Raw genomic sequence first — 20,803 nt, 5'->3', positions numbered from 1 at the left:
GGAGATGAGGTTTTTGAGGGAATAGCAGCTGGGGTACGGGTGATTGCCCGCAGCTGAAAGCCAATTAACAATTTAAATTATGAGATATAAGCATACATTACTGATTGCTGCAACTCTGGGGATATTTACTCTTGGGTGCAGTCAAAATTCCGGAAAAGCGGGAGATAAGACAAAAAATGAGAAACAGGCAGCAGAAGGTGCAGACAGCACTTCCTCTGAAACATCTTCGGCTTACAAGCCGGTGGATACAGCTGCTTATAATCAAAAAATAAAGGATCTGGCCAATGGAGATACTTCGGGATACTGGCCGGTAAAAAAACAGCCTTATCCGCTCCCGGGAGCAATACTCCCGTTTAAACGGATAATTGCTTATTACGGGAACCTCTATTCTAAAAGGATGGGTGTTTTAGGAGAATATCCCCCTAATGAAATGCTCTCGAGGCTGGATAAGGAAGTAAAGCACTGGGAAAAAGCAGACCCTAAAACTCCGGTTCAGCCAGCACTTCATTACATCGCCGTAGTAGCCCAGGGCGATGGCGGAAAAGATGGCAAATACCGGTTCCGCATGCCGGATAAGCAGATTGATTCGGTATTAAAGATTGCCAAAAAGCGTGAGGCAATCGTATTCCTGGATATCCAGGTCGCGCTGAGCGATATACGGACAGAGCTTCCCCTCCTGGAAAAATACCTGAAGTTACCGCATGTACACCTTGGTATCGACCCTGAATTTTCTATGAAGACCGGCGCGAAGCCGGGAACCCGCATCGGAACGTATGATGCAGCCGACATCAATTATTGTTCGGAATTCCTCGCGAAACTGGTTAAGGAAAACAACCTGCCTCCGAAGGTATTTACCGTACACCGGTTTACAAGGAAGATGGTAACCAATTCCCAGAATATAAAACTCCGTCCGGAAGTTCAGATTGTTATGCACATGGACGGCTGGGGAGAACCAGAACTTAAAAAAGGAACTTACAGACACTGGATCTACCCTGAGCCTGTTCAGTTTACCGGGTTCAAGCTCTTCTATAAAAATGACTTAAAAAAGGCGCCTAACAGGATGATGACACCGGAAGAACTGTTGAAGCTGAAACCGCAACCGATATACATTCAATACCAGTAATATAATTATCTGTTATCCCGCAGAACAGGGCTGTCTAAAACTTGAAAACAGCCCTGCTCTGCGGATTATCCAGCTTGGTACTTTTTCTCTGCCCGTTCACGATCACGTGAAGCATGTTGATCTGAGAGGTATGTTCTTCAAACAGAATATTATTGACTACTGATATGTTATCCGCCTTATCGACTCCTTTTATCTCAAAATAACACCAGGCTCCATCCTCTTCAATTTCATAACCCACATACTGCAAGTCAGCAGGCCTTCCGTCTATAGAAATAAGCAGGTGCTTTTTTATATAGGCTGAGATCATTTTATCCGCTTTGTTTTTATCGGCTGGTTTCAGAATATTCAGCTTATCATGATACTGGCGTTCGAGAGCCGCCTCAAAATCATCAAAAAACAAGCGGCTGCTCACTTCAACCGTCTTATTTTTCACGTTATGCCTGATCTCGGTTACACTTACGTAAAAAGGATGAAGAAAAATAGCAAGCAAAACAAACAACTGTAACATATCTATAAAAAAGTACCCGATAAATACACGTAATTCTCAAAAATACAGTAATATTATAGCAATAATACAAAACACACACCATAATGCAGGATTTTCCTTTGTACTTTGAACTCGGCTGGCAACATATCCTGGACTGGCAGGGCTACGATCATATACTTTTTGTCATTGCTTTATGCGGGATCTATACATTGAAAGACTGGCGAAAAGTGCTTCTCCTGGTGACAGCCTTTACACTGGGGCATTCCCTGACACTTGCACTGAGCGTTTACGGTAAATTGAGACCTTCCTCCGCTTTGATAGAATTTCTCATTCCACTCACTATCGTTGCTACCACCCTGCATAATATCGTGAACAAGAAACAAAGGCCGGGGGCGGTATATTTTAAATATCTGATGGCTTCCCTGTTTGGGCTTATCCATGGTTTGGGGTTTTCGAACTATCTCAGGAGTCTTCTGGGACGAAGTACCAACATTGTCTCCGAGCTGTTCGCTTTTAACCTCGGACTCGAATTCGGACAGGTACTGATCGTGATGAGCGTCCTCATCCTGACTTTTATGGCAATGAATGTTTTTCGTTCGCCTAAAAGGGAGTGGAATTTATTTTTATCCTCGGCCATTTTCGGAATCTCTCTTATCATGAGCCTTGAACGTTTGAACATTTACATACAGCATACATAATGAAACAGAATCTACTATTTCTCACCTGTTTACTGCTTATTTGTTCCTTTACTTCTGCACAAAACCAGAATAATCCGGGTTCAAATCACGGTAATAAGTTTGAACAACTGGGGCAAATGCTGCAGGATCCTAATACGTACCGCTCAGCATCGGGGGCTCCGGGGCCTCAGTACTGGCAGCAGCGTGCTGACTATGATATAAACGCAGAACTTGACGATGCCCGGCAGCGCATCAACGGAAGCGAAACGATCACCTATTTTAACAACTCTCCCGACCCTCTTACCTACCTGTGGATTCAGCTGGATGAAAACCAGCATGATCCCCTGAACGACAACAATAAGATCAACGGCAGCAGTATTAAAAACCAGATGAGTGCACAGGATATTCAGCGCATCATTGGGTACAATGACGATCTCGGGGTTAAGGTATTGAAGGTTACGGATGTAAAGGGAACTGCACTCAAATATACCATCAACCGGACCATGATGAGGATCGATCTGCCTGCAACGCTGCAGCCTCAAACTAAGATCCAGTTCAAAATAAACTGGTATTATAATATTCCGAACAGAATGACCATCGGAGGCCGGGGCGGATATGAATTTTTTAAGGAAGACGGGAACTATCTTTATACCATTACTCAATGGTATCCCCGGCTGGCTGTATATTCAGACTTCCAGGGATGGCAAAACAAGCAGTTTATCGGGAGCGGTGAGTTCGCCCTTCCTTTCGGGAATTTCAAGGTAAACATTACCGCCCCTGCAGATCATGTGATCGGCGCGACCGGCGAATGCCTGAACTACCAGCAGGTACTGCCGGTGTCTCAGTTCAACCGGTGGAAACAGGCGCAAACAGCCAAAGAACCTGTTGAAATTGTCAGCCTTGACGAGGCGAAAAGAGCTATCACGGGCAAAGCCACAGGTAAAAAAACATGGAGATATTCAGCGTCAAATGTGCGTGATTTTGCTTTCGTTTCTTCCAGGAGGCTTGTATGGGATGCTATGGCCACCTACATAGACGGCAAAAAGACAATGGCCATGTCTTACTACGGCCCTGAAGCATATCCGCTCTACCGTAAGTATTCGACAAAGGTGGTGGCACATACATTAAAGACGTATTCGAAATACACGATTCCTTACCCCTACCCTGTTGCGATATCAGTGGAAGCTGCAAATGGTATGGAATACCCCATGATCTGTTTTAATTACGGAAGAGCAGAGAAAGACGGTACCTATACGGAAGCTGTAAAATATGGGATGATCAGCGTCATCATACACGAAGTGGGGCACAATTTCTTCCCGATGATTGTCAATTCAGACGAACGCCAGTGGACCTGGATGGACGAAGGACTGAACACCTTCTGCCAGTTCCTGACCGAGCAGGAATGGGATAACAAATACCCCTCACAGCGCGGTCCTGCATACAAAATTGTGGATTATATGAAAATGCCCGCTGATCAGCTGGAACCGATTATGACGAACTCAGAAAACATCATCAATTTCGGCCCTAATGCTTATGCTAAACCTGCAACAGCGCTGAATATTCTCCGCGAAACGGTAATGAGCAGGGAGTTGTTCGACTACGCTTTTAAAGAATATGCCAGGCGCTGGAAATTCAAGCATCCGACCCCAACAGACTTTTTCAGAACAATGGAGGATGCTTCTGCCGTGGATCTGGATTGGTTCTGGCGAGGATGGTTCTACGGAACCGATCCTGTTGATATCTCTATTGATAACGTCAGATATTTCCGGATGAATACACTCAACCCCACGGCAGAGGCTCCGGAAGACAGGAAGCTTTATGAAAAAGGGCTGACTGATATAAGCAGGGAGCGGAATAAAGCTGCGGGGTTGAAATTTGAAGTCGAACAGGACACATCCCTTCTGGATTTTTATAATAAATATGACCGCTTTGAGGTAAGTGAGGCGGCGACTAAGGGGTTTAACGAATATTACAGTTCACTTGACCCTGAAGAAAAGAAGGTCTACGACAACAAAAAGAACTTTTACGAACTGAGCTTTTCAAATATCGGAGGGCTTGTGATGCCCATTATCCTGGAATGGACATTTGCCGACGGAAGCAAAGAGGTTGAAAGGATCCCTGCCTATATCTGGCGAAAAAATGAAGACCAGGTAACGAAGGTGTTTGCAAAAGATAAAGAAGTGGTATCTGTGACGCTCGATCCCTACAGGGAGACCGCAGATATTAATGAGAACAATAACAGCTGGCCCCGCCGGTCAGAAAAAAGCCGCTTTGAGCTGTTCAAACAAAAAAAAGTAACCCGCGGAACCTCTGATGGGGCAAACCCGATGAGAGATTCGCGCCGCGACAGGCAACAGGTGGATTAAACGGAAACGGCGCATGCAGCAGGAAAGCCGGGGCTCCGCACCAGGCTGCCACTTTTGCATAAGAACGGGCGGGATGCCTGGTGGCGTAGTTATTGCTGTTTGATATTGATTCATTAATTATCTATGGCAATGCAACAAGCAACTTTCGGGGGAGGTTGCTTCTGGTGTACAGAAGCAATTTTCCAAACTTTACAGGGCGTCTCCAAAGTGGTTTCGGGCTACATGGGCGGCAAGACAAAAAATCCGACCTACATGGAGATCTGCAATGGCGACACTGGTCATGCTGAAGTGATTCAGCTGGAATATGATCCTGAGCAGATTTCATTTGAAGATCTTTTGCTGGTCTTCTTCAAAACACATGATCCGACGACCCTGAACAGGCAAGGTAATGATGTTGGCACGCAGTACCGTTCCGTTATATTTTATCATGACGACCATCAAAAACAAGCGGCGGAGAAAATGATCGGCGACCTTACCAGTGAGAAGGTATTTGATAAGCCAATCACGACAGAGATCGCACCTGCTGACGGTTTTTACAGTGCAGAAGATTATCATCAAAACTATTACATACAGAACGATTCAAAGCCTTACTGCATGTTTGTCATTCAGCCCAAACTGGCAAAGTTTGCCGAGTCTTTCAGAGACAAAATCAGGCAGGAGCTTTTGTCATGATACAGCGGTTTAAAACCGAGCGAATTATTTATAACTTAGCTTCTCTTTAAATAATCACAAAAGATCATGACTCAATATTTAGTAACCGGAACCGATTTTACAGACGAAAAGGCGCTGGAAAGAAGAATGGCTGTCAGGGAAAAGCATCTCGAAGGAGCAAAAGCATTAAAAGCCAATAACAACCTGGTCCTGGCGGGGGCTTTCCTTAATGAAGATGGAAAAATGGCAGGATCATCTATAGTTGTTCAGTTTGAAACTGAAGATGAGCTGAAAACATGGCTTGACAATGAGCCCTATGTACTTGAAAAAGTATGGGAAAAGGTTGACGTAAAACCTTTCCGAATTGCGAATGTATAGCTATTGATGGCTATCAACAGATCCAGCATCAGGAACAAAATATATATCATCGTTTTCCGGTCGGATACCAGGGCCGGAAAACTTTTCGATATTATTCTCTTATGGCTGATCATTCTCAGCATTCTGCTGGTGTTCATGGAAAGCGTAGAAAGTTTCCGCCGTGTTTATCACCGGGAGATACGCGCTGCGGAATGGGTGTTCACTTTTGCCTTTACAATTGAGTACATCCTGAGAACTTATAGCGCCAGGAACGCCGGAAGATATATCCTAAGCTTTTATGGAATTATTGATCTTCTTGCCCTGATACCTGGTTATATCGCCCTGGTCATAGCGGGAGGACAGTATTTTATAGTACTCCGGGCGATCCGGTTACTAAGGGTATTCAGGATTTTGAAGCTCACCCGGTACCTTTACGAAGGAAATGTGCTGAGCCAGGCATTAAAGGCCAGCATGTATAAGATTACAGTATTTCTTTCGGCGGTTATTACCCTGGTTACTATAGTAGGAACGCTTATGTATGTGATTGAAGGAGAAGAACACGGCTTCAACAGTATTCCGGAGAGTATTTACTGGGCTATCGTTACCATCACCACTGTCGGATACGGTGATGTCTCTCCAGCCACCCCTCTGGGACGCCTTATTGCATCCTTGCTGATGATCACAGGTTACGGCATTATCGCTGTACCGACAGGGATTGTTTCAGTGGAGATGGCCAAAGCAACAGCAGCCTCTGTTGAGCCCTGTACCAGCTGCGGCAAGCCTATTGATAAGACAACGTCGAATTATTGCAGTAACTGCGGAAAGAAGTTAAGGACGGAGTAAACTAAAGCTGCAAAGGGCGGACGGAAAAACTGATCATCCGTAAGCGGAGCCCCTTTTAAACAGGTTTGAGAACCACGATCCTTCCGAATCTCCGTTCCCAAACCTGATATTATAAACTACATCAGTTTTTTGTACCTGATCCTTTTCGGACCGGTATCCCCCAGGCGCTTTTTCTTATTTTCTTCGTATTCGGTATAGTTTCCTTCGAAGAAGTAAACCTGAGACTCTCCTTCAAACGCCAGGATATGGGTACAAATCCTGTCGAGAAACCAACGGTCGTGTGAGATAATTACCGCACAACCAGCAAAATTTTCGAGCCCCTCTTCCAGAGCCCTCAAGGTATTGACGTCGATATCATTGGTAGGCTCATCGAGCAGGAGCACGTTAGAGTCCTTTTTCAGAGTAATAGCCAGGTGAACCCTGTTACGCTCTCCCCCGGAAAGCACCGAGATCTTCTTTTGCTGATCGGCACCGTTGAAGTTAAACTTCGACACATAAGCCCTGGAGTTTACAGGACGATTGCCCAACAGGATAGTTTCCTGGCCATCGGTAATATTTTCCCATACAGATTTTTCCGGGTTAAGATCGCTGTGCAGCTGGTCGACATATCCCAGAACCACTGTTTCCCCAACATGAAATGTTCCGGTGTCGGGAACTTCCTGTCCGGTTATCAGCCGGAACAAGGTGGTTTTCCCAGCCCCGTTAGGCCCGATAATCCCGACAATTCCAGCCCTCGGAAGGGAGAAACTAAGATTTTCAAAGAGGATCTTATCGCCATAAGCCTTGCTGACATTCTGAGCTTCAATCACCACATTTCCGAGCCTTGGTCCCGGGGGGATAAACAATTCAAGTTTTTCTTCCCTTTCCTTCGATTCTTCGGATGCAAGTTTTTCATAGTTTGCCAGACGGGCTTTCGATTTTGCATGCCGCGCTTTCGGAGCCATGCGCACCCATTCAAGTTCCCGTTCAAGAGTCTTCTGCCGTTTGCTTTCCGACTTTTCTTCCTGGGCCAGGCGTTTTGACTTCTGATCGAGCCATGAAGAATAATTCCCTTTCCATGGAATTCCCTCCCCGCGGTCGAGTTCCAGAATCCAGCCTGCAACATTATCAAGGAAGTATCGGTCGTGGGTTACGGCGATAACTGTCCCTTTATATTGCTGCAAATGCTGTTCGAGCCAGTCTATTGATTCTGCGTCCAGGTGGTTGGTAGGCTCATCCAGCAATAATACATCCGGCTCCTGGAGCAGAAGCCGACATAATGCCACCCGGCGGCGTTCGCCTCCTGACAAGGTGGCAATTTTTTCATCCGGATCCGGAGTGCGCAATGCGTCCATCGCCCTTTCCAGTTTCGAATCAAGCTCCCAGGCGCCTGTAGCATCGATTTTATCCTGCAATTCTCCCTGTCTGGCCAGCAGTTTATCCATTGCATCAGGATCTTCGTACACTTCCGGGAGCCCGAATTTTTCGTTGATCTCTTCGTATTCCTTCAGGATTGCGGTTATCCCGGCCACTCCTTCTTCCACGATTTCCCGGACTGTTTTATGCGGATCGAGCTCCGGCTCCTGCGCTAAATATCCTACTGTATATCCGGGGGAGAAAACAACTTCGCCCTGATAAGACTTGTCCAGACCGGCAATAATCTTCAATAAAGATGATTTACCGGAACCATTTAAGCCGATAACGCCAATTTTAGCCCCGTAAAAAAAGGAGAGATAGATGTTCTTAAGAACCTGTTTTTGCGGCGGGTAAATCTTATTTACTCCGGCCATCGAAAAGATAATTTTCTCGTCTGCCATTATTGCTTGAAATGAGGCGCTAAATATCGGAATTTTGCATGTTTTGATCTAATTTTTATTATCTTAGAGTGTAAGTAGCGCTTTTAGGAAAAGTGGCGTAATTGTTGATAAAATTATTACACGATCGCCTGTTGGAATTATCAAACAATTTGATACTTTAGGGCGTTCAACACGAAGAAAGGTTATTAAATGGAAGCTAAATTTTCACCCCGTGTCAAAGACGTAATTTCATACAGCAGGGAAGAAGCATTGCGGCTGGGACATGATTATATTGGCACCGAACACTTGTTGCTTGGCTTGATCCGTGAAGGCGATGGCATGGCAATCAAGGTACTCAGATCGTTGGGTGTAGATACAGCACGCTTGCGTCGTTCTATTGAAGATGCGGTAAAAGGAACCACGGGAACAACAGCTAATCTGGGGAATATTCCCCTTACTAAACAAGCAGAGAAAGTACTGAAAATTACATATCTTGAAGCGAAGATCTTTAAAAGCGATGTAATTGGAACGGAGCACCTGCTTCTTTCCATCCTGAGGGATGATGATAATATTGCATCGCAGATCCTGCTGCAGTATAATATTAACTACGATGTATTCAAGGCAGAAGTAGAACAGAACAGGGAAGATTTCAGGGATGAAGCTCCTGGTTCTCCTGCGGGAGATGACGATTTCCGCGAGGAAGAGTCTTCCTTCAGCCAGCCCAAAAAAGTTTCAGATATCAAGTCGAAGACTCCGGTACTTGATAACTTCGGCAGGGATCTGACCAAAGCAGCGGAAGACGGCAAGCTGGATCCGATAGTGGGCAGGGATAAGGAGATTGAAAGGGTTTCACAGATCCTGTCGCGAAGAAAAAAGAACAATCCGATCCTGATCGGGGAACCGGGTGTGGGTAAGTCTGCCATTGCAGAGGGACTGGCACTGAGAATCATACAGAGGAAAGTATCACGTGTGTTATTTAACAAACGCGTCGTTACTCTCGACCTTGCTTCTCTTGTAGCCGGAACAAAATACCGCGGGCAGTTTGAAGAAAGAATGAAGGCAGTCATGAATGAACTGGAAAAATCTCCGGATGTGATCCTTTTCATTGATGAGATCCACACCATTGTAGGTGCAGGCGGCGCTTCAGGCTCACTGGATGCTTCAAATATGTTTAAGCCAGCTCTTGCGCGCGGTGAAATCCAGTGCATCGGAGCTACCACACTCGACGAATACCGTCAGTATATTGAGAAGGATGGTGCGCTTGACCGTCGTTTCCAGAAAGTGATGGTAGAGCCGGCTACTCCGGATGAAACTATTGAGATCCTCAACAGGATCAAAGAGAAATATGAGGAACATCATGCGGTGACCTATACACCAGAGGCCATTAACGCTTGTGTTACTCTTACATCCAGGTATATTACAGACCGTTTCTTACCCGATAAGGCTATTGATGCTCTTGATGAAGCCGGATCGAGGGTCCACCTGACCAATATCCATGTTCCCCAGGAGATTATAGATATTGAGCAGAAGATCGAAGAGATTAAAGTAGAAAAGAATAAGGTTGTACGCAGTCAGAAGTATGAAGAGGCGGCCAAACTCCGGGATACTGAAAAGCATTTGCTTGAAGAGCTTGAGAAGGCAAAAGGCGCCTGGGAAGCCGAAACGCGTACAAAAAGATATACAGTAACGGATGATAATGTTGCTGAGGTCGTTTCGATGATGACGGGAATTCCTGTGCAGCGCGTCGGTCAGACCGATAGTCAGAAGCTTCTGGCAATGCCGGAACTGATGGCTGGCAAGATCATTGGTCAGGATGAAGCCATTAAAAAGCTTACCAAAGCGATACAGAGGACCAGGGCTGGATTAAAAGATCCTAAAAAGCCGATAGGTTCCTTCATTTTCCTCGGTCCTACAGGAGTTGGTAAAACGGAGCTTGCAAAAGAACTTGCCCGCTTTATGTTCGACAGTGAAGATGCACTTATCCAGATCGACATGAGTGAGTACATGGAAAAGTTTGCCGTATCACGACTTGTGGGAGCGCCTCCGGGATATGTGGGTTATGAAGAAGGCGGCCAGCTGACTGAAAAGGTCCGCAGGAAACCTTACTCTGTTGTTCTTCTGGATGAGATCGAAAAGGCACATCCTGATGTGTTCAACATCCTGCTGCAGGTACTTGACGAGGGACAGTTAACGGATAGCCTGGGAAGGAAAGTAGATTTCCGGAACACGATCGTGATCATGACCTCCAACATCGGAGCCCGCCAGCTGAAAGACTTCGGACAGGGAGTAGGCTTTACTACTTCAGCGAAAGCGATGCAGGCTGATAATCACTCAAGAGGGGTGATCGAAAATGCGCTGAAACGTGCTTTTGCCCCTGAGTTCCTCAACCGTATTGATGATGTAATTGTCTTTAACTCGCTAACGCAGGAAGACATCTTCAAAATCATCGATATTGAACTGGCGGCATTATTCACAAGAGTTCATGCACTTGGTTATAATATTGTACTTACCGATTCTGCCAAAGAATTTATAGCAGAAAAAGGATATGACTCCCAGTTCGGTGCCCGGCCTCTGAAGAGGGCTATTCAGAAATATCTGGAAGATCCGGTAGCGGAAGAGATCCTGAAAGGCGAGCTGACAGAGGGGGCCGTGATGGAAGTTGATTTCAACAAGGAAAGCGGAGAGATCGTGATATCACCCCGTATCGAGTTGAATGAAGATGCAGGCCAGCTACCTGGTAAAAAGAAAAATGCGGCAGAAGAAGAGTAAAATTCTTTGCTAAAAATTTTATCAATATCAATGAAAACCCGGTTCAGGCCGGGTTTTTTTGTATCTTTACGCATCCCAGAGTTTAGTTAATAGGATGAGTGACGAATCTCTTAATACAAACGAAAACAACGAAAAATTACAGAATGTAACGCCGATAAATGGCTTATATGAAAATTGGTTTCTTGAGTACGCCTCTTATGTAATATTGGACCGTGCTGTTCCCCATGTAAACGACGGCCTGAAGCCGGTGCAAAGGCGAATTCTCCATTCTCTGAAAGAGATGGACGATGGCCGCTTTAACAAAGCAGCCAATGTGATTGGGAATACCATGAAATATCACCCTCATGGCGATGCCTCTATTGGCGATGCCATGGTGCAGTTAGGACAAAAGAACCTGCTGATTGATACACAGGGAAACTGGGGTTTTCCTACCACTGGTGATGCTGCCGCCGCTCCCCGTTATATCGAGGCGAGGCTGTCGAAGTTTGCCAATGATGTGGTCTTCAATCCTGATACTACTGAATGGCAGTCCAGCTATGACGGCCGAAACCGCGAGCCGGTTACCCTGCCCGTAAAATTCCCCCTGCTTTTAGCACAGGGAGCGGAAGGGATTGCTGTGGGACTTGCCACCAAGATCCTTCCTCATAATTTCATTGAATTGATCGATGCCTCGATTGAGGTGCTTAAAGGCCAGAGGCCCAACCTCCTCCCCGACTTTCCGACAGGAGGTATGGCAGATTGTTCCAATTATAATGAAGGACAAAGAGGGGGAAAAGTAAGAGTGAGAGCCAGGATTGTAGAACGGGATAAGAAAACCCTGGCTATTACTGAAATTCCGTTTTCAACCACTACAGGAAGTCTCATAGACAGCATTATCACAGCCAATGACAAAGGGAAAATCAAGATCCGGAAGATCGAAGATAATACGGCCCAGAATGTTGAGATCATCGTGCATCTTGCACCCGGGATATCTCCGGACCTCACAATAGACGCCCTGTACGCATTTACAGACTGCGAAGTATCTATTTCTCCCAATACCTGTGTTATCCGCGATGATAAACCCCATTTCCTGAGTGTAAACGATATCCTGATCGAGAATACGGAAAACACAAAGGAACTTCTGAAGCAGGAACTTGAAATACGGCTGAATGAACTGAAAGAAAAGATCTTTTTCAGCTCTCTGCTGAAGATCTTTATACAGGAAGGGATGTATAAAAATGCGGAATATGAAAATTCCGGAACATTTGACGTGGTGCTGGAGGTTCTTAACTGCCTGTTCGAGCCCTTCTTTCCACAGTTTTACAGAACGATACTTCCTGAGGATTATAAAAAGCTTATTGATAAACCAATGAGCAGTATCACCCGCTTTGATGTTAAGAAGGCGGATGAGCAGATGCAGGTTCTTCATGATGAGATAAAAGAAGTTACGCATCACCTGAACCGGCTTACGGAGTACGCGATTGCCTGGTTTGAAAAAATAAAGCAGAAATACTCAAAAGACCGGGAACGAAAAACAGAACTCAGGACATTTGATAAAGTGGAAGCGGCACAGGTAGCGCTCGCCAACGTTAAATTCTATGTAAACAAGATAGACGGATTCGTGGGAACCGGTCTTAAAAAAGATGAATTCTTATTCGAATGTTCCGACATTGATGAAATCATCATTTTCAGGGGCGATGGCCGATTCCTGGTGACAAAGGTCCAGGATAAGGTGTTTGTCGGAAAAGATATTCTCCACGTAGGGGTTTTCAAAAAAGGAGATGAACGCACGGTCTATAATATGATCTATAAAGACGGTGAGAGCGGCACTTCTTATATCAAACGGTTCTCCGTTCTGGGCATTACCAGGGATAAGGAATATGACCTGACGAAAGGCACAAAAGGTTCGAAATCCCTGTATTTCTCAGCGAATCCAAATGGCGAAGCAGAGATTGTGACTATTCAGCTGAAGCCACATTCGAAACTAAAGAAGCTTGCATTTGATATTGACTTTGCTGAAATTGCTATAAAAGGCAGAAGTTCGATGGGCAATATCGTGACCAAGTTCCCGGTTAAAAAGATCCTGCTCAAGTCTAAGGGTATATCCACCCTTGCAGGCAGAAAAATATGGTTCGACGACATCCTGAAACGATTGAATGTGGATGGAAGAGGTAAATACCTGGGAGAGTTTGATGGAGCAGACAAGATTCTTACAGTCCTCGCCAATGGTGTATACGAGTTAACCTCATTCGATCTTACGAATCATTTTGACGACAAAATGCTGCTGATCGAAAAGTACAATCCTGAAAAGGTATATACCGTGATACACCTTGACGGGAAATCGAAGAACTACCATGTTAAACGGTTTACGTTCGATGACATTGCCATAGGAAAACAGATGAGCATCATCAACGAAGAGCCCGGTTCAAAGATGGTACTCATTTCCGGCGCTGCGCAGCCTGTCATCAAGCTCGATGTACTGAAAGGAAAAAGTCTCACCCCGGAAACGACGGAGGTAAACCTCGCCGATATGATTGACGTAAAGGGCATGAAAGCGCAGGGAAACAAGCTGTCGCAGCATGAAGTAAAGAGTATAGAACTTATTGCTGAACACGACGACGAGGAAGATGTTCCGGATCCGGTACCTGAAACGTCACTTAAAGAGGCCGTGAAAGCAGACAAGACAGACATCGAAGCGGAGAAGGAAATAAAAACGGAAGATGAATCGGATGCACTGGCAAAGGCAGCAACCGAGCCTGAAAAGCCGTCATCCAAAAATGTTGACTTTGAGATCACCAACCCGGATGATGTAGATATTGATGATAAAGGTCAGCTTGGTTTGTTTTAAAGACAAACCAGGTCAACCTCTTTATATGATCTGTTCTTCGAAAATAACTTTTCCCTTTTCAACTTTCCGGGAGGTATCGATTGTCCACGCAGAAAGGTAGACCGAACCATCGCTCTCATAGCGCAGCTTGAAGAAGCCCTTGCATTTTTGGCCGAAACGAAGATACTTTCCCGATTGCACTACATATTTAACTTTAGATCCTGACCCGCTTACGACGAAATGATTCCTGTTCTTATTAATATACTGAAGATTATGCTCATGTCCGGCAGCATATATGATGTCAGGATATTTCGCCAGTATTTCTTTTAGCTTCGAGCGAAGCCTGCGGTACCGGGGATGGGCCACGTCTTCCCTCGCCCCCAGGAATTTCCTGTACAGAGGAATAAGCGAACCCAGTCCGGGCAAAGGGATCCAGGCATCCTTATCATAAAGGGTAAGGGGAAAAATATGATGTTTCAGTTTAAACCGGCCCCCATGGATTGCGTAGCTGTAGACGGGATGATGCCCTACGACCAGCAGGTGCTTATGTTTATTTTGTTCCAGGATCGTCTCCAGCTGTTCGAAAAACTCCTCTTCCGACGACACCCGGCAGCCATATTGAGCGCCTATAGGCCGAAGCCCTTTCTGCATCCACCATTGTGTATCAATCGCGACCATCGTTATATGATCTCCTATATTAATTTCTACGGGACCAGGACAACCATTAGACGGAAGGAACACATTCTTTCCTTCAAACAACTTCTGAATAAAATTCTCCTGTCTGACTATATACTCATATCCATCGCTTCTGCCCTTGTTCCAGTCGTGATTTCCCGCTATAAAAACAACCTTCCCATGGTAATCTTTTAATGCCTCATAATGGCGGATCAGGGTATTCTCGGCATTCTTTCTCAGAATATTGCCTTTAGGAGGAAGTCCCCGGGGATAGATGTTATCGCCAAGAAATACGACTGCCGAGGGTTGCGCCGGGTTAAAATGCGCACACAAAGTTTGAAGCACCGCATCGGGCTTGGTTGGAGAAATATCACCGGTATCACCAATCAGGAAGATTTCGAATGAGCCTGAGGAGAGATCTATAGATGGCATACCTGGTTAACAGAACTTTCAGAAAGATTGTTGGCACACACGCCCGTTAAAGCGATATTTATTACATTTGTTACATCATTGTAGATCTTATGGATACTCGAAATTCGGCCGTTTTGCGCTGGGTAACTCTTCTGACTGTACTGGCTAACATAGCCTTCAATTATTTCTACGTAAAACTTACCGGAAATGACACCATGGGTGAAGTATCTGCCAGGTATCCATCCCTGTTTACCCCTGCCGGCTATGCTTTCTCAATATGGGGACTGATCTATGTTTCCTTTATCATATACTGTATTGCACAACTGCAGAAAACAGCTTTGGATAAGAAGATCTATAATCAATTGTCACTGTCTTTATTGTTCGCGAATGTCCTGGCTTCGGTATGGATATGGTGTTTTACCAGCGAGAGGCTGCTGATAAGTATTATTGTGATGTTTTTGATACTCGCCCTAAGCCTGGAAATGTTTATTATCTCCTGCAAAGCAGCGAAGCAGCGCAAGCATAGCTGGTGGATACAGTTTCCTTTCAGTTTACTTTGCGGGTGGCTTTCGGTAGCATTTCTTGCTAATCTGTCGGTCGTGATCGCATCGCAGCAGGGAAAGGAGAATATACCGCTCACATTTACTTTTCTCGCAATTGCAGCTCTGACAGCTATATATGTTGGTTTTCGAACTTCCAATCCCGTTTACCCTTCTGTAACGGCATGGGCCTCGCTGGCAATCTGGGTTGCCCGGAAGGATACCAATCCCGTTATCGGAAACGCGGCGGTCGCGGTTGCCATCATCGCCGGCCTGGTAGTATTGACGGCCATCGTTCGCCTGTCAGCCAAACGAAAACTAAGCTGATCTGATTAATTCCTGAAGTTTTGAGTGATCATCAGGCCATAAATACCTCCATCCAGAATAGCAATCCCTACGCGTCCGTAGGCTCCAGATAAGATATTTGCGCGATGACCGGGCGAATTCATTAATCCTTCGTGAGCAAGCTTCAGGGTTTGAGCGAGTGCGATGTTTTCTCCGGCAGTGGTAAAAGAAACATGAGCCTTCCTGATCCGGTCAAACGGACTGCTCCCTTCAGGACTGACGTGGGAAAAATACCCCCTGCTGAACATATCCGCGGAATGACCAAGTGCTACCTTTCTCATCTCCGGATCAGCCTGCAGGGGACTGCGTCCAGCTTTTCGTCTTTCCTCATTTATTAAGTGCAGCATTTCCTCTTCAAGATCAACCCTTTGCTCTGTTTTTTCCACTTTGAAACCGAGACGGATCAGCTTTCCGGGATCAGGCTCGACAACCGTCTTATTCATAGAACGCTGAATCATTTCAAAACCGGGTGCAATGACAGATTCCAACTTAGTGAACCCAGCCGTCAGCTTCGCTGCAATCCGGCTTTCCCGGGTATTCTCTGCAAGCCATTCAGAGAAAGGAACCAGCAGGAAAAGAGCTGTAACAATACATGCCTTAATGATGCCTCCCATTAAACCGGGAAGAAAACCGGCACCTTTGTTAAGCCTGTTTACATGAACATCTTCGGGAATAAACCGGAGCCCCCTGTCGGCCACGGCGTTTATTGACAGGCTTAAGCCTGTCAATACGATTATAAACGAGAATGGAACAACCCAAAAGCCCTTTGCCCGCAGTGTTTCTTCAAGAAGCGACACAATGTGCGGGAAGAGCAGGAACGTCAGCATAATGCTTGTTACCCAGCAAGCCAGATTGACTGCTTCGAGCACAAATCCATTTTTTACTCCGCTCCGCACGGCAAGAATGATCACACCAAGCAGGACAACGTCTATCAGGTTCATACTCAAGTATAAAAACAATCCGGAACATATAAGGCATGGATGATAAAAATAATAGGAAAGATAAGATAAACAGGATGTTGTAAAATTAAATACTATGACTATCTTTATGTGAACCAACTAATTATTACGTCTGTCTCTTACCAATTATTCGAAATATGGAAATATTCATTTTACTTCATTCAGACGCGTACGAATCGTCGGATGGAAAAATACTGGCATGTTCCCTTTTCAGGGAAAATCTGATCGACAGGATGAATAGTATTGCAGAAGCCGAAAATCAGAAGATACTGGAGTTCGCCCATTCGGGACAGCCGGGACAGGCAAAGTTTTACGTATACAATGCCATTGAAGATTACTGGGCTAAATGGAACGGCAGAAAATGGACGCAAAAACTATGTATAGAAAGGTATGATATGATTTGATATCGTTTCTATTTTTCTGCGATAAGCTTTAAGGCTTCCCGGATATGAGACAAGCCCTCTTCTGAGAAACTTAAAGCCAGAGCAAATTCATGTCCGTGACCGTCCATTTTCAAAAGAGACTTTTTGAGGATATTCACAACTTTTTCAGCCGGATATCTGGTGTAGAATTCCTCATACTGGAACTCTAAAAACACCAGGCAAAGAGCATTCTCTATGGTCTGCACTTCGGGCTCTACCTTGATCTTTTGTTTTAAGACTATTCTCCTTACCCTGGAGATTGTTTCTTCATCGTACCCAACCTGCTCCAGAATCTCCGTGGCTTTCTCAGCATGAAAGGCAGCCAGATCACGCCGCCACTTCAGGTAGCTGTCCCTACCCCCGGGGTATGAATCACGCGGGATCTCCCACCGTCCGATATGCTGGCATTTTGATGCCAGAAGAAGAGCTTCACCCGCCTGAGGAGATAACTTCAGCACCCATTCATGTAATTTAATTGCAAAGAACAGCTCCCGGGGATAAGAGTTTCCATCCCAGATAAAAACATTCGGGTCTTTCCTATTATAGTCGTCGAACAAACGATACGCCTCATGCAGTTTTGACATCTCTTATTTTTTTAGGGGTCTGGTCCATACTGTGCTCTTTCCAAAGGCTGGCAATCCGATATAGCCCCGGACTTCAAGATTTCCATCCTTTAGTTTCATCGTGCTGCTGTAGGTCTTGCCTGACCTCGGATCATAGATACGTCCGTCTTTCCATTCGCCCTCCTTATACATAAAATCCCTCAGCATGACCATATTAAGCAACGTCCTCTCTCTTTGTGATGGTTCAGGGTTCTTTATATCTTTCTTTAATGTTTTTCCGTCTTTTTCATACAGGTTCTTCCCCCACATGAGCTTTCCGAAGAACTTATCCCCGCTGCGATAGATCTCTACTTTACCGTCCTTCTCCTGGGTGAGCCACACTCCAACGATAGCATCAGCGGGTTGCTTAGCGGGAGCCGCCTGCTGCCGTCCATAGTTGAAAACCGATATTAAGATGGCAGAAAATGATAAAACGATAGTCTTTATCTCCATAAATACTCCTGGTTTATGCTGATGAAGATATAAAAAGAAAATGAAAAAGGGAAAATCACATGCAGAGCGGCACTTCCTTTTAATTTACGGGGATATATACCCTGAAGCGACTGCCCGTATCCGGCTGGCTTTCCAGTTCTACCCAACCTCCAAGCGTCTCTGCCTGAGTTTTAACAATGTTAAGGCCCTTGCCTTCTCCCGGTATATCTGAAGAGTGGAAGCGGTTGTACAAACCGAATACAGCATCACCATGCTTTTCGAGATCTATCCCCAGACCATTATCCTCTACAATAAGACAAACGTTATTCCCTACTATGGATGTTCTCAGGTTCAGATGGAGACGCCGCTTGGGTGAACGGTATTTAATAGCATTCGAGACCAGGTTAAACATGATACTGTAAATAAAGCTCCTGATACTTAGAAGGTGATCGCACTGCGAAAAGTCGCTGCTTATCAAGGCTCCACTCTCTGCGATTTCGTCAAGCAGGACATGCTTGATCAGTTCGAGTTCTACACTGAAAATGATCTCTTCTTTCCTGGTCTTTGCTCCATTCCACAGGATGGTATTGAGGTCCTTTACTACATTATCCAGATTTACAGCTTCAGTGCGGATATAAGAGATCAACTGCTGGTTAAAGGAATTATCTTCAGTTTCAAATATTGAAGTTAATCCTAATATTTTAGTAATAGGTGACCTGAGATTATGAGATATGATATAAGAGAATTGCTTCAATTCTATGTTGCGCTGGATCAGATCGGCATTCATCTTCTCTCTCTCCTGCTCGGCCTTCTTCCTGTCGGCAATGTTCACGCCCATGCCAAATATCATAGAACTTCCTTCATAACTGACCATTTTTCCCTTCAGATAGTACGGAATTTCGGTTCCATCCCTGGTGATAAGACAGGTTTCTACCCCTCCGGAGCCTTTTTCCTGTAATTGTTTAGCCTTCTCAGTTACCTTTTCTCTATCTTCTTCCACGATAAAATCGATCATTGTACGACTCCGGATCTCATTTCCGGAATAACCGAGAACAGTCTCAAAGTTCTTATTCCAGTAGAAGAACCTGCCCTTATTATCGAAGGCGTAAAAAATCCCGGGAAGGCTGTTCATTATCAGTTCGGACAGCTCGTGCGCTTTCTCAATCTCATAATCGGCATTCTTCCTTTCTGTGATATCGTTGATCGTTCCTTCCACTCTCACTAATTCTCCGTTCTGCATCTTTGGAACCACTTTAATTTCTATCCATTTAACAGAACCATCTTTATGAAAGATGCGGTATTGGGTCAGTGTTTGCTTGCCCTGCATGTGAAGAGGCTCATCTTTAAGCACTCTTTTCTTATCGTCGGGGTGGATCACCTCGAACCAGAGTGATGGATTTTGATAAAAATCTTCCACTTTATAGCCGTAGATCTTTTCACAGCCAACAGATAAATGTATATACTCCCCCTTTTTTATATCCCTTGAAAAGAACCCTTCATTGACAGCATTGAAAAGCCTTGTAATCTCCTTGTTAGCTTCCTCCAGCTTCCGTCTTGAGGCAACCTGTTCCGTAACATTCACGATAAAAAAGAACATTCCCCCCGGACTTCCGTCGTTACTCCTATATGGCTGCAGAGTAAACGAGAAAAAAAGCTCTTCAGATTCATCATCCCGCCTGAACGGTGCTTCAATGACACTGAATGGTTTCCCGGTCTTATAAACATCGTCCAACACCCGGATAAAATCATCAAGCCCTGTACCTGAGAAAACCGATCCGATCGTCTCGCCTATGATATCCGACCTGCCAACAAGTTTCAAAAACAAAGAATTTGCCATTCTGATCCTGTGCTGCGGCTCTTCCAGCAACGCGACAGGTGACGGCAACTGCATCAACAGATTATTAATTATGCTTCCCGCATTATCATTATACATACTGAACCCTTCCTTTTAGCGTAAACCCCTTCAACGCTTCTTACAAGTTCTTTTTTAATCAAAAAAGTCATAACAGCTTTTACGAACAATGCCTGCCGATGTTGCACCTTCGACCCTATGTATCTTAAATATAGCTATTTATACAAAAACCCAAACCCCAATTGATATAAGAACCAACATCTGCCACTTTTGTTGCATTCAAGCATATCAAACCTTTCCAGCACTTTATTTGTACTTATAACAAAAGCGAAATAATATGAAAGTAGCACACATTAACTTATTTCTTTTTAGCGTGATCTTGTTTCTGTCGAGTTGCGAACTCGTAGGCGACATCTTCAAGGCTGGAATGTGGACAGGAGTCATAGGATTGATTCTGGTAGTCGTATTAATAATCTGGATCCTCAGAAAAATTTTCTGATAATCCGGTTGAATGGCCATCCGTTTTGCGCTTGATGGCGTCATGGTTTATAATATCAAAATATGGCAGCCTGAATTGGTCAGGTTCCCGTTTTTCAGTTTAATGCTGGTCGGCTGCTGCAGAAGCTGACCGGATTAGGAAAACTTCTTTTACACTCTGTAAGCTCTTTAAGTGAACCAAATTTCAGAAGGTTTCAGACAGAAACAATGGTAC

At 44.9% G+C, this 20,803-nt stretch carries 17 protein-coding genes; 10 read left to right on the top strand and 7 right to left on the bottom strand.

What is annotated here, in order from left to right:
* Positions 1-79 precede the first annotated feature (79 nt).
* Positions 80-1,123 (top strand): hypothetical protein, encoded by a 1,044-nt coding sequence (locus DDR33_RS23925; RefSeq protein WP_109418333.1) that lies wholly within the window; start codon positions 80-82, stop codon positions 1,121-1,123.
* Positions 1,124-1,157: 34 nt separating this feature from the next.
* On the opposite strand, the gene DDR33_RS23920 is transcribed toward DDR33_RS23925, so the two are convergent.
* Positions 1,158-1,631: a DUF6702 family protein gene (locus DDR33_RS23920; protein ID WP_109418332.1), complete on the bottom strand. Its 474-nt coding sequence runs from the start codon at positions 1,629-1,631 to the stop codon at positions 1,158-1,160.
* An 83-nt stretch (positions 1,632-1,714) separates the two neighbouring features.
* Here DDR33_RS23920 and DDR33_RS23915 point away from each other — a divergent pair, with 83 nt between their 5' ends.
* The 5 genes from DDR33_RS23915 (at position 1,715) to DDR33_RS23900 (ending at position 6,504) form a co-directional block, all read left to right on the top strand.
* Positions 1,715-2,308 carry a HupE/UreJ family protein gene (locus DDR33_RS23915; protein ID WP_109418331.1) on the top strand — a complete coding sequence of 198 codons (594 nt, stop codon included), beginning with the start codon at positions 1,715-1,717 and terminating at the stop codon, positions 2,306-2,308.
* The gene (locus DDR33_RS23910) at positions 2,308-4,653 is read left to right on the top strand and encodes a M1 family metallopeptidase (RefSeq protein ID WP_109418330.1); all 2,346 of its coding nucleotides are present in this window, start codon (positions 2,308-2,310) and stop codon (positions 4,651-4,653) included. Before DDR33_RS23915 ends, DDR33_RS23910 begins: the two co-directional genes overlap by 1 nt.
* A gap of 129 nt (positions 4,654-4,782) precedes the next feature.
* Positions 4,783-5,325 (top strand): peptide-methionine (S)-S-oxide reductase MsrA, encoded by a 543-nt coding sequence (msrA, locus tag DDR33_RS23905; protein WP_317047472.1) that lies wholly within the window; start codon positions 4,783-4,785, stop codon positions 5,323-5,325.
* 66 nt (positions 5,326-5,391) lie between these two features.
* The gene (locus DDR33_RS26520) at positions 5,392-5,682 is read left to right on the top strand and encodes a YciI family protein (RefSeq protein WP_202913836.1); all 291 of its coding nucleotides are present in this window, start codon (positions 5,392-5,394) and stop codon (positions 5,680-5,682) included.
* Between the two features lie 6 nt (positions 5,683-5,688).
* A complete protein-coding gene (locus DDR33_RS23900; protein WP_202913835.1) occupies positions 5,689-6,504 on the top strand; it encodes an ion transporter in 816 nt (271 codons plus the stop codon).
* A gap of 116 nt (positions 6,505-6,620) precedes the next feature.
* Here the strand turns inward: DDR33_RS23900 and ettA are convergent, their stop codons facing one another.
* Positions 6,621-8,300 (bottom strand): energy-dependent translational throttle protein EttA, encoded by a 1,680-nt coding sequence (ettA, locus tag DDR33_RS23895; protein WP_109418328.1) that lies wholly within the window; start codon positions 8,298-8,300, stop codon positions 6,621-6,623.
* Between the two features lie 189 nt (positions 8,301-8,489).
* On the opposite strand from ettA, the gene DDR33_RS23890 reads away from it, so the two are divergent.
* Both DDR33_RS23890 and DDR33_RS23885 read left to right on the top strand, forming a co-directional pair.
* A complete protein-coding gene (locus DDR33_RS23890) occupies positions 8,490-11,048 on the top strand; it encodes an ATP-dependent Clp protease ATP-binding subunit (RefSeq protein ID WP_109418327.1) in 2,559 nt (852 codons plus the stop codon).
* Positions 11,049-11,142: 94 nt separating this feature from the next.
* Positions 11,143-13,875, top strand: a complete 2,733-nt coding sequence (locus DDR33_RS23885; RefSeq protein WP_109418326.1) for a DNA gyrase/topoisomerase IV subunit A — start codon at positions 11,143-11,145, stop codon at positions 13,873-13,875.
* A 21-nt stretch (positions 13,876-13,896) separates the two neighbouring features.
* On the opposite strand, the gene DDR33_RS23880 is transcribed toward DDR33_RS23885, so the two are convergent.
* On the bottom strand, positions 13,897-14,961 hold the full coding sequence (locus DDR33_RS23880) for a metallophosphoesterase (protein ID WP_109418325.1): 1,065 nt from the start codon (positions 14,959-14,961) through the stop codon (positions 13,897-13,899).
* Between the two features lie 89 nt (positions 14,962-15,050).
* Here DDR33_RS23880 and DDR33_RS23875 point away from each other — a divergent pair, with 89 nt between their 5' ends.
* A complete protein-coding gene (locus DDR33_RS23875; protein WP_109418324.1) occupies positions 15,051-15,806 on the top strand; it encodes a hypothetical protein in 756 nt (251 codons plus the stop codon).
* Positions 15,807-15,811: 5 nt separating this feature from the next.
* Here the strand turns inward: DDR33_RS23875 and DDR33_RS23870 are convergent, their stop codons facing one another.
* Complete coding sequence (locus DDR33_RS23870; protein WP_109418323.1) at positions 15,812-16,765, bottom strand: CvpA family protein; 954 nt, start codon at positions 16,763-16,765, stop codon at positions 15,812-15,814.
* A gap of 155 nt (positions 16,766-16,920) precedes the next feature.
* Between DDR33_RS23870 and DDR33_RS23865 the strand changes: the two genes are divergently transcribed.
* Complete coding sequence (locus DDR33_RS23865) at positions 16,921-17,187, top strand: hypothetical protein (protein ID WP_109418322.1); 267 nt, start codon at positions 16,921-16,923, stop codon at positions 17,185-17,187.
* 8 nt (positions 17,188-17,195) lie between these two features.
* Here the strand turns inward: DDR33_RS23865 and DDR33_RS23860 are convergent, their stop codons facing one another.
* The 3 genes from DDR33_RS23860 to DDR33_RS23850 form a co-directional block, all read right to left on the bottom strand.
* Positions 17,196-17,789 (bottom strand): DUF4202 domain-containing protein, encoded by a 594-nt coding sequence (locus DDR33_RS23860; protein ID WP_109418321.1) that lies wholly within the window; start codon positions 17,787-17,789, stop codon positions 17,196-17,198.
* 3 nt (positions 17,790-17,792) lie between these two features.
* Positions 17,793-18,260, bottom strand: a complete 468-nt coding sequence (locus tag DDR33_RS23855; protein WP_109418320.1) for a DUF2147 domain-containing protein — start codon at positions 18,258-18,260, stop codon at positions 17,793-17,795.
* Positions 18,261-18,339: 79 nt separating this feature from the next.
* Positions 18,340-20,172, bottom strand: a complete 1,833-nt coding sequence (locus DDR33_RS23850; RefSeq protein ID WP_109418319.1) for a PAS domain S-box protein — start codon at positions 20,170-20,172, stop codon at positions 18,340-18,342.
* Positions 20,173-20,803: the final 631 nt, after the last annotated feature.

Source organism: Pararcticibacter amylolyticus (assembly GCF_003130405.1).
Taxonomy (GTDB): domain Bacteria; phylum Bacteroidota; class Bacteroidia; order Sphingobacteriales; family Sphingobacteriaceae; genus Arcticibacter; species Arcticibacter amylolyticus.
The sequence above is the reverse complement of the archived record's forward strand: the minus strand, read 5'-3'. Positions and strand labels throughout refer to the sequence as shown.